Annotated in this window: 9 protein-coding genes, 2 tRNA genes and 1 pseudogene; 5 read left to right on the top strand and 7 right to left on the bottom strand. The window is 73.2% G+C overall.

Annotation, left to right across the window (positions count from 1 at the left end):
• A pseudogene (locus VIW71_RS09525) lies at positions 1–844 on the top strand (amino acid transporter); the annotation flags it as partial.
• A 47-nt stretch (positions 845–891) separates the two neighbouring features.
• Here VIW71_RS09525 and VIW71_RS09520 read toward each other — a convergent pair.
• The 3 genes from VIW71_RS09520 to VIW71_RS09510 all read right to left on the bottom strand — a co-directional run bounded on the left by VIW71_RS09520 (position 892) and on the right by VIW71_RS09510 (position 2,571).
• Entirely contained in the window at positions 892–1,347 is a 456-nt protein-coding gene (locus VIW71_RS09520; protein ID WP_331621630.1) for a type II toxin-antitoxin system PemK/MazF family toxin, read from the bottom strand.
• A 328-nt stretch (positions 1,348–1,675) separates the two neighbouring features.
• Positions 1,676–2,152, bottom strand: a complete 477-nt coding sequence (locus VIW71_RS09515) for a DUF3618 domain-containing protein (RefSeq protein ID WP_331621629.1) — start codon at positions 2,150–2,152, stop codon at positions 1,676–1,678.
• Entirely contained in the window at positions 2,149–2,571 is a 423-nt protein-coding gene (locus VIW71_RS09510; protein ID WP_331621628.1) for a phage holin family protein, read from the bottom strand. Before VIW71_RS09510 ends, VIW71_RS09515 begins: the two co-directional genes overlap by 4 nt.
• Positions 2,572–3,059: 488 nt before the next feature.
• Between VIW71_RS09510 and VIW71_RS09505 the strand changes: the two genes are divergently transcribed.
• Both VIW71_RS09505 and VIW71_RS09500 read left to right on the top strand, forming a co-directional pair.
• Complete coding sequence (locus VIW71_RS09505; RefSeq protein ID WP_331621627.1) at positions 3,060–3,389, top strand: hypothetical protein; 330 nt, start codon at positions 3,060–3,062, stop codon at positions 3,387–3,389.
• A gap of 428 nt (positions 3,390–3,817) precedes the next feature.
• Complete coding sequence (locus VIW71_RS09500; protein ID WP_331621626.1) at positions 3,818–4,180, top strand: hypothetical protein; 363 nt, start codon at positions 3,818–3,820, stop codon at positions 4,178–4,180.
• A 204-nt stretch (positions 4,181–4,384) separates the two neighbouring features.
• On the opposite strand, the gene VIW71_RS09495 is transcribed toward VIW71_RS09500, so the two are convergent.
• From VIW71_RS09495 to VIW71_RS09480, 4 genes are all read right to left on the bottom strand, one after another.
• Positions 4,385–5,044, bottom strand: coding sequence for an AAA family ATPase (locus tag VIW71_RS09495; protein WP_331621625.1), 660 nt, complete (start codon positions 5,042–5,044; stop codon positions 4,385–4,387).
• 127 nt (positions 5,045–5,171) lie between these two features.
• Positions 5,172–5,609 (bottom strand): ArsR/SmtB family transcription factor, encoded by a 438-nt coding sequence (locus tag VIW71_RS09490; protein ID WP_331621624.1) that lies wholly within the window; start codon positions 5,607–5,609, stop codon positions 5,172–5,174.
• A 346-nt stretch (positions 5,610–5,955) separates the two neighbouring features.
• A tRNA-Arg gene (locus tag VIW71_RS09485) sits at positions 5,956–6,028 on the bottom strand.
• Between the two features lie 150 nt (positions 6,029–6,178).
• Positions 6,179–6,272, bottom strand: a tRNA-Ser gene (locus VIW71_RS09480).
• A 214-nt stretch (positions 6,273–6,486) separates the two neighbouring features.
• Here VIW71_RS09480 and VIW71_RS09475 point away from each other — a divergent pair.
• Both VIW71_RS09475 and VIW71_RS09470 read left to right on the top strand, forming a co-directional pair.
• On the top strand, positions 6,487–7,098 hold the full coding sequence (locus VIW71_RS09475) for an SSI family serine proteinase inhibitor (RefSeq protein WP_331621623.1): 612 nt from the start codon (positions 6,487–6,489) through the stop codon (positions 7,096–7,098).
• A gap of 297 nt (positions 7,099–7,395) precedes the next feature.
• On the top strand, positions 7,396–9,461 hold a 2,066-nt coding region (locus VIW71_RS09470; protein ID WP_331621622.1), incomplete at its 3' end, for a PAS domain-containing protein.

Below are 9,461 nucleotides of genomic sequence, written 5' to 3'. Positions count from 1 at the left end.
GATGGCGCCGCACTGGGCGCGGGCGGTGCGGCCGATGGTGCTGGTCTTCACCGTGGTGGCGTTCCTGGTCACCTGGATCTTCGACGCGAGCGTGGACAAGCAGGGCGGCGCGTACGCCACCGGTGTGCTCGTCCTGATGAGCTCGGCGGCCATCGCGGTGACCATAGCCGCCCGCCAGGACCGGCAACGCAACTGGACCATAGCCTTCGCCGTGATCTCGGTGGTGTTCCTCTACACGACGGTGGTGAACGTCGTGGAGCGGCCGGACGGTGTGAAGATCGGTGCCTGCTTCATCGCCGGGATCATACTCGTCTCGCTGCTCTCCCGGCTGGCCCGCGCCTTCGAACTGCGCGTCACCAGCGTGGAGCTGGACGAGCTGGCGACCCGCTTCGTACGGGACATCGCCACCCGCCGGATCCGCTTCATCGCCAACGAACCCGACCGGCGCGACCCGGCCGAGTACCGCGACAAGATCCACCAGATCCGGGCCGACAACGACATCCCGGCGGAGGAGGACTTCGTCTTCGTGGAGGTCACCGTCCGCGACGCCTCCGAATTCGAATCGGCCGTCACCGTGCGCGGCCAGGTGCTGCACGGCCGCTACCGGGTCCTCACCCTGGACGGAACGTCCGTCCCCAACGCGCTGGCCGCCCTCCTGCTGCACGTCCGCGAGCTCACGGACACCAAGCCGCACATCTACTTCGAGTGGACCGAGGGCAGTCCGTTCGCGAACTTCCTCCGCTTCCTCCTCTTCGGGCAGGGCGAGGTCGCGCCGGTCACCCGGGAAGTGCTGCGCGAGGCGGAGCCCGACCGGGACCGGCGACCGCGGGTGCACGTGGGCTGAGCGGATCCTGCTCGCACGGCTCCGCCTCCACGGGCACCCGGCCGGTCTCAGCTCCAGCCGTAGAGCTCCTTGAGACGGTTGACCACCAGGTTGAAGCGGCCGCGGTCGAGGGCGCAGGCCTCGCGGCGCATGCCCTGTTCGTGCAGGCGCAGGACACGGTCGAGGGCGACCCAGGAGTCGCGCCCGGCGCGGTCCCAGGGCCCGGTGCCGATGGCGACCCATTCGCGGTCGCCGTCGTGGCGTTTGCTGGAGAGCTGGACGGCGAGCAGGGTACCGCCGGGCTCGCGGGCGACGACGAGGACCGGGCGGTCCTTGCCGCGGCCGTCGTTCTCCTCGAACGGAACCCAGGTCCAGACGATTTCGCCGGGATCGGGGTCGCCGTCGTGGGCCGGGGCGTAGGAGGTACGGACCCGGCCCACGGCGTTCGGGTCGGCCTCGGTGGTGGCGTACGGGCCGCCGGCACCGGGGAGCTCGGCGTGGCCGCTGTCGGTGAAGGTCGTCACCCGCACGACGGTAGAGCCTGACCGCCACCGCCGCGCACCCGGGCATGGTCGGGGAGTCGTGCGACCTGGGCGCGGCCGGAAGGCCCGCCCGGCCCGCGGCCGGAGGCGTCGTACCCCAGGGCGGGGCCCGCACCCCCAGCCACCGGAGAGAGCCGTCCTCCGGGCTACCGTCGCCCGCCCGTCCGCTGCAGCTCCGGCGTCGCGGCGACCTCTCGCAGCCGCCGGTGCAGGTCGCGGTGCGGGTGCCCGGCGGCAGCCACAAGGGCGCCGGGGCGCAGCGCCCAGGCACCGGAAACCCCCACGAGGCGGCCGCGGTTCGCGCGGGGGTTCAGCCGAAGTCGCCGTGGTTGCGGGCCCACAGCAGTGCGGCGAGAGTGGCCGCAGTGAGGGCGAGGGCGGCGACCCCGTAGAGCGTACGGGCCTGGTCCTCGTCGACACGGCTCAGCTTCGCGCCCGCCCGGGCGTCCGTTTCCTGAACGGTGTCCGCGACATGTGCTCCGGTCTCCCGGACCGTCTTCCCCGTGCCCGCGGCGACGTTCTGCGCCGCGGTCGCGCCCGTCTCCGTGGAGGGCCCCGCCCTACCGCCGACGTGGAGCCGGGAGACCGGACGGGACGTGGCCGCGCGATGTGCCGTCTCCCGGACCCGGGAAGCCGCCTCCGCGGCCTTGGCCTTGGCGCGTCCGGGGACGTCCGCCTTCGCGGCCAGCTCTTCGACGGTGGCGCCCAGCCGCTCACGGGTCCGGGCGATCTGCTGTTCCATCTCCGCCAGCGCGGGGTCGGTCTTGTGGTGGTCGCCCCGGGTCATCGCCTCGCCCTTTCCTTGATCGTCTCCAGGTCGTGCCGCACGCTCTCCACCGCCTCGCCCGGTACGGGTGGCGCCGCCCGCCTCACCTCGCTCCGGCCGGCCATCGCCAGGATTCCGGCGATCAGCAGCAGCCCGCCCGCCACGATGAGCGCGGCGGACCAGACGGCCAGCGGATTGGCGATCGCCGCGATCGCGGCCGTGATCAGCGCCGCGAGGCCGAAGAAGGCCATCAGTCCGGCCGCGCCGAACAGCCCGCCACCCAGCCCGGCCCGTTTGCCCTTACGCGTCAACTCGACCTGTGCCAGCCGCAGTTCCTGCCGTATCAGCTCGGACAACTGCTCGGTGCCCTGCTTCACCAGTGTGCCCACCGACCGGCCGGACCCGTTCCCGGCGGCCTTCCCGGCGGCCCTCTCGGCCACCTTCCCGTTCCCGCTCGCCGTCCCGTGCGCCGCTGCGTTCGTGTGCGCCTCTACGTTCGCGTGCGTCACGGCTCCTCACCTCCGTCGTCTGAGTTGTCGCCGTAGTCGCTGTTGTCTCCGTCGTGGTCGTTCTGGTCGGTCGTTCTCGCCCATCGTTCTCGTCGGTCGTTCTCGTCGGTCGTCGGCGCGGCAACGCCTCTGACGGGACGGTTTCCACCCGCTCGCCTTTCCACCGCTCGCACCCGGAAACGGACCAAACGCATGTTCGACTGCGAGGCCGGTGTGTTCACGGGGGTGGCGGGAGGAGCCGCCGGGGCCGGGTACGGGGCCGCCGCGACCACGCACCGGGGGAGCGGAGACGGTTGCGGCGATCGCCGTACCGTAGGCACCCGCGCACACCCCGTACGAGATGTGCACCCCTCCAGGGCGGGCGTACCCTCGACCGAGGGAGAGCACGTATCGGTGTGAACCGGAGCGAGGTGTGCTCGATGACAGGGTTCAGGTCGCGGCACGATCAGGTACCCCCGGAGACCAGCCACCGGCGGGCCCTGGTGCTGAGCGAGGTGGCCACGGACGGCACCGCCGGGCTCTCGCGGGTACTGCGGCGGGCCGCGTCGATCGACGGTGACGCGGCGGACGTCCGGGTCTCGGCCCTGATCCGCGCTGTCCCCGGCATGGGGGTGCTGGACTCCCACGAACTCCTGATCCGCGCCCACATCCGCGAGACCGGCCTGGCGGGGGACCTCACCCCGGGCCAGCGGGTGGCCCTGGTCGAACTGGTCGACCGCACGCAGCGCCTGCGCGGCGCGATCTCGTAGCCTCTCCTACGGTTCTCACGGCCGACGCCACAGCCGCCGTGGCCGGGCCTGCCCTCCATGGCCGGATCTCACCCTCCCCCCGCATTCCTGACCGCCCCGGAGGCACGCTTCCCCGGCCCGGGCCCTTCCCGGAATCTTCGCCTGGCAGTACCCCGGCCGCGTGCCCGCCCATGCCAGTCCGTGATCCGCCAGGTGCTGGGCACCGAGGTGCCGTACCACGGCAGGACCAGGTAGCCGCCGACCGCACCTCCGCCGACGACGCCGGCCTCAAGAACCTTCCGGGAGCGGCGCGGCGAAGGCCCGCGCATGGCCCGTTGGGATGAACTCGCGTCCGTCCGGACCGGTGCGCCGAGCCGCGCTCGGCCCCTTGCCTACGGTCGGTATCCGGGGGGACGGGCAGCAGAGGGCACGGGCTCCGCGGGAGAGATGTGGACCACTGGCACGCGTACGCGTACACGGGCCCGACGAAGCCGGAGGACCGGGACGCGCGGGATCCGCTGAGCGCCACGCCGCCGCTGGTCGTACGGGAGTGGCTGCGGAAGCCGCGCGGCATGCTGGTGGGCACCTTCACCGAGCCGGAAGCCGCCCTGACCTGGCTGGCGGCCCAACTCGCGGAGTCACCGCCGCCGCCCAGTGCCGTCCCGGCGGACACCGTGATCGGCTACGCGCGCGAGCGGATCGCACGGCATCCGTACGACCAGGTGACCCGCTACTACACGGCGGGCTCCTACGTCTGCCGAGACCTCGTGCGGTGCACGGGCGCCCCGGGGGAGTGCCCGGCCCCGGCCTGAGCGCGGCCCGTCCTTCTTCGGCACATCCGCACGCGGAGCGGCCCCCCTCGACACCCCGGCTGTCGTATGCACTCGGCAGGGTCCGCCGAGCAAGCCCGTCCGTGAACGGCTCGACGGGACCGTGGCCTGCGCCCGGCGCGCGGCGCGGGAGGGCACCGTGACCGCCGTCCACTCGTCCGCGGCGCCTCAGGGAAGCGGCGCCGTTCAGGCGGGTGCGAAGCGGATCTCCAGCAGGCGGGCGGCGCCGGGCCGGTCGACCACCACCAGTGAGGAGAACCCGGGTGGCGGGGAACCGGTCGCGGCCAGGCGGCGGCCGAGAGCGCGCGCCGCCCGCACGTGGCGGGCCAGGGCGTACCGCGTCACCTGGCGGCCGCGGGCCGCCTGCCCCGCGAGGGCTTCGTCCTCGTCGACGGCGAGCACGAGGAGGTGAACGGGCCGGGCCTGCCGGAGACAGGTACGGGCCAGCCATGCACGCACCCACCGCTGGGCGCCGCTGTCGTGGATCACCAGGGGGCCGCCGCCGCGCAGGGCCCGGTGCAGCTGCCAGTAGTGCTCGACCCGTACCAGTGGCCGGTAGAGCGGGTAGCCGATCCACCCGGGCAGGCGGGCGGCCCAGCGGTCGCGCACCATCTGGGAGTCGGCCAGCGGCGCCCGCGCGCAGCGCTCCATCAGCGTGCTCTTCCCCGCGCCCGGCAGCCCCGTCAGCACCAGGATCGCGTCTGGGCCGTATTCCAGCTCCTGTACGCCGGGTTGCTCCCGCACATCCACCATCCCGACCGGCCGCAGCACCCGTACCGTCCCGGAGGCGGCGGGTGTGGTCTCGGGCGGGCGGGGGTCGGTGGTCGGCGTGGGGATGGTCACCATGGTGCCTCGGTGCGGTCGCGGTGGACGGCGGGTTCGATCTGGATCGCTGTGTGCTGGACGACGGGTACCCCTGCGGACCGTTGCGGCGGCGGGGCGGCGGCCCCCGCGCGGGCACGGCTGTGACCGGTCACCTCCCGGACCTCCCATTCCCCCGTGGTTCGGACACCGGCGTGGTCCCGCCCGGTGCCGACGGCCGGTGGGCCTGCCTGCCCCCGTCGCCCAGGCCGGCCTCGGACTGCTCGGAGCCGGTGTGGGCGCTGTGGGCGAGCCCCTGCTCCACGAGCATCCGCACATGCGCGTCGTCCAGCAAGTACCAGCGGTGCCGGCCGTCGCGCCGCGCGGACACCACCCGCCGCGCCCTCAGCAGCCGCAGCGCGTGCGACGCCGCCGACTGACTCAGCCCCGCCTCGGCTGCCAGGTCGTGCACGCACCGTTCCCCGCCGAGCAGCCCGGTCAGCAGCCGCAGCCGGCTTGCCGACCCCAGGAGCCCGAACACCTCTGCCGCATCCGCGACCACCCGGCCGGTCAGCGCTTCGGCGCCCCCGGCGCCGCAGAGACCACTCACCGACGTGTTCCGATCATATGAGACGCTGCTCGTATACCGTGTGTAACTCTCCTGGGTGTCTATGTCAAAGGCGCCGGACCGGCACCCCAGCCCCTGCGGCAGGCCGGGGAGCTGTGGCAGGACGGTCGGGGCCCGGTCTTCACGACGACGTACGGCACCCGATGAGCCGGGCACCATGACCCGCGTGCTCGCCGGCCGGGCTCGTCTGCGACAGCTCTCGGAAGCGACGGGCCGGAGCTGATCCAGGCGGTTGCTGTACTCCACTGCTGTACGGCACGAAACGCCGCTGCTGTACGGCACGAAAGAGCCCCCTCCGGGATGATCCGGAGGGGGCTCTGACCTGTTGTGCACTCGGCAGGATTCGAACCTGCAACCTTCTGATCCGTAGTCAGATGCTCTATCCGTTGAGCTACGAGTGCGAAGCCGCTTCGCGGCGTTTTGGGCCGGTCGGCGTTGCGTGGACAACATTACATGAGGGGGCGCGGGAGGTGAAATCGATTGGGGGGAGGCCGGATGACCTGGGAAAACGAGGGAGCCCCGCCGAGTGAGGGACGGGGCTCCGGAGAGAGTGGCGGAGGCGGAGGGATTTGAACCCTCGATGGACGGTAAAGCCCAAACCGCATTAGCAGTGCGGCGCCATAGACCGGACTAGGCGACGCCTCCTGGGTACGTGCCCGGGTGAGCGGGCGCGTGTGCAGATGATGACACAGCCGGGAGGGCTGGGACCAATCGCAGACTACGGTACAAGGCCCCCCCTGGGCAGGGCAAAGGGGTTGGCCGAAGCCGGCGGGACGGGTCACCCCGGAAACGCGGGGCGCCACGCCCACGTACGGGTGATTCACCACATATGCGGCCATTCCTGACATAAGGAGTGCCCATGACGCACACACGCAGTCCCTTCCCCCCGGAGCCCCGCCCCGGCACGGCCACCAGGATCTCCGGCACGCCGGCCGGACCCAGCGGCCCGGCTTCCCGCCCCCGCGTGGCCACCCTCGCCCCCACCCTCCTCCTCGCCGCCGCCGCACTCCTCGCCGCCGGCCCGCCCACCGCCGCCATGGGCGTCCCCGTCAGCCGGATGGGCCTCCTCACCGTGGCGTACGACGACGGCGCCGGGAACTCCCGGACGTACGCCCTGACCTGCGGACATGAGGAGGACGGCGACGACCACGACGGCGACGCGTGCGCCCACCTCGCCGGGATCGGCGGCCCGCTGCCCGCCGTCCCCGCGGATCAGGCGTGCTCGATGATCTACGGCGGGCCGCAGACGGCGAAGGTGACCGGGATGTGGCACGGCCGCCGTGTCACCGAGGAGTACCGCCGTACCAACGGCTGCGAGGTCGCCCGCTGGTCCCGGATGGTTCCCGCCCTCCCTGCCCCGGACAACGGCACCGCGCAGGAAAGCATCGCCACCCCGGAAAGCATCGCCACCCCGGAAAACGGCAACGCCCCAGAAAACGGGACCCCTGCCACGGAGGACCTGCGGAGTTGACCCCGCCGCCGAAGCCCGGCACCGCGTGAAAACCGGAACCCTCCGAACCCCCCGACCCCCGACCCGTACACTCGGTCCAGTGACATGCCCCGGGGGTGGCGGCACGACGTGCCGCCCGTGACAACAGCCGGCCACGCCTCGCGAAAGAGACGTGCCTCGTGAAGAGGCACGCCTCCTTGAACGAGAGCCGCACCCGACCACCCGGCGCATGTACACGGACGGAGAACGGACGAACACGCGCATACGCACGTAGTACAGCAGCACGCGGTACATGCGGTAACAGAGAGGACGCGTCTCGTGAGCAGCCGGCCATCCAGAGGCGCTGCTCGCCTCGCCTCGATACTCGACGCCCTTCCGGACGCGCTGCTGCTGGTCGATGTCAACGGCACCGTGGTGAACGCGAACGCGATAGCGCTGGAGACGTTCGAGTCGCCCGGCACGGCGCTGGTGGGCCGCGGCCTGCTGGATCTGCTGCCGGCGTTCGACTCCAAGCGCATTCCGGGGTCGATGCGCAGCCCGCGCGAGGCCGCGGCGGACACCCGGACCAAGCCGACCCGGATGGTCGCGCGGCGCACCGACGGCAGTGAGCTGCCCGTCGAGGTGACCAGCGCCAACCTGGAGGGCGGCCGGACACCGTACGCCGAGTACGGCGACGGGATGCCCCACTACACGGGCGACGAACTGCTGATGCTGGTGGTGCGGGACCTGTCGGGCACGGTGGACACCGAGGCCGAACTCGCCCGCCAGCAGCGGCAGACCGAGATGATCCTGCGCGCCGCGGCCGAGGGCGTGGTGGGCGTGGACACGGCCGGGAAGGTCGTGCTGGTCAACCCGTCGGCCGCGCAGATCCTCGGCCACCGGGCCACCGACCTCGGTGGCAAGGAACTGCACCCGCTGGTGCACCACTCGCGCCCGGACGGCACGCCGCTCGCGTACGAGGAGACGCCGCTCGCCGACACGCTGCGCAGCGGCCGTAAGCACCGGGTGCGCGGCCAGGTGCTGTGGCGCAAGGACGGCCGGGCGGTGCCGGTCGATCTGACGACGGCGCCGGTACGGGACGGGGAGCAGTTGGTCGGGGCGGTGATGACGTTCACCGACCGCAGCTCGTACGACGCGCTCGCCGGCCGTCACCGGCAGCTCAGCGCGCTGCTGGACACCTCGTTGCGCGGGCCGCTGGCCGAACTGCGCGGGGAGCTGACCGGTCTGGCCGCCGACCCGGCCGGACACCTGTGGCCCGAGGCCAACCAGATCCTGCACCACCTCGCCGCCGGGTACGCCCGGATCACCACCCTCATCGACAACGTGCTGGCCTTCCAGCGGCTCGACCGCGGCGAGGAGAAGCTGCGTCGCGAGGAGGTGGGCCTGGACGACGTCGTCGCGGCGGCCGTCGAGGGCGCGATCGAGCTGATCGGTCCCGGGCGCGCGCAGTACGCCGTGCACGCCCCGCCCATCGCCGCCTCGGTGGACCCGGACCGGATGGCCCAGGCCCTCGCCCACCTCATCGCCGACGTGGCGGGCGTGGACTCCGCGGGCAACGCCATCGCGTTCAGCGGCGACTCCACGATCGTGGTCGCGGCGGCGCAGCGTGGCGACGTGGTACGGATCGATGTCCGCGGCCCGCACGCCGGCGGCGACCCGGTCCACCTCCCGCTCGCCCGCGGCATCGTCGAACGGCACGGCGGTGTCCTCCAGACCCACGAGGTACCGGGCCAGGGCAGCGCCTACGTCCTGGAGGTCCCGCGCGGCACCGTCACCGGCCCGTCCGGCAAGAAGCCGGGCACGGCGAAGAAGCCGCAGGCCGCGGCCGCTTCGGGTGAGCAGGGCGCCGCGGCGGCCACAGAGAGCCCGCGGGAACGGTCCCCTGAGTCCGCCGGTGCGGCCGGATCCGCCCGGCCCGCTGCCGCGCCGGCGTCCGAGCCAGAGGTCGAGGTCGAGCCCGAGACAGCGTCCTTCGGTACGCGTACGGGTGATACGGGTACGGGGCCGCGTACCGCCCCGGCCGAGGGGCCGCGTACCCCGCGGCCCCACCAGACCGCCGAGGCCGCCGAGGACGGCGCGGCCGCCGTCGGCCCCCCGTGGGCGATCCCGGCCGCCGCCGACCAGAGCGAGGCCCCGACCGGGCGGCGCCGCGCGCTGCGGCGCCCCGACGAGGAGGGCGATCCGGCGAGCGGCACTCCCGTGCCCGCGGAGGGCGTACGGCCGAGCGGGCGGCGGGCCCGCCGGGTACGGCCCGAGGAGGAGCAGGACGGGCGTCCCGAACTGCCCGCACCACCGATCCCGAACGCCCTTCCGGCAGTGGAGAGCGGCGCCGGGAACGGGCCGGACGGCACCGCGGCCGCGCCCGGCTCGGGCCGCAGGGCCCG

Origin of the sequence: Streptomyces sp. (genome assembly GCF_036524955.1) — a bacterium.
Classification (GTDB): domain Bacteria; phylum Actinomycetota; class Actinomycetes; order Streptomycetales; family Streptomycetaceae; genus Actinacidiphila.
The sequence above is the reverse complement of the archived record's forward strand: the minus strand, read 5'-3'. Positions and strand labels throughout refer to the sequence as shown.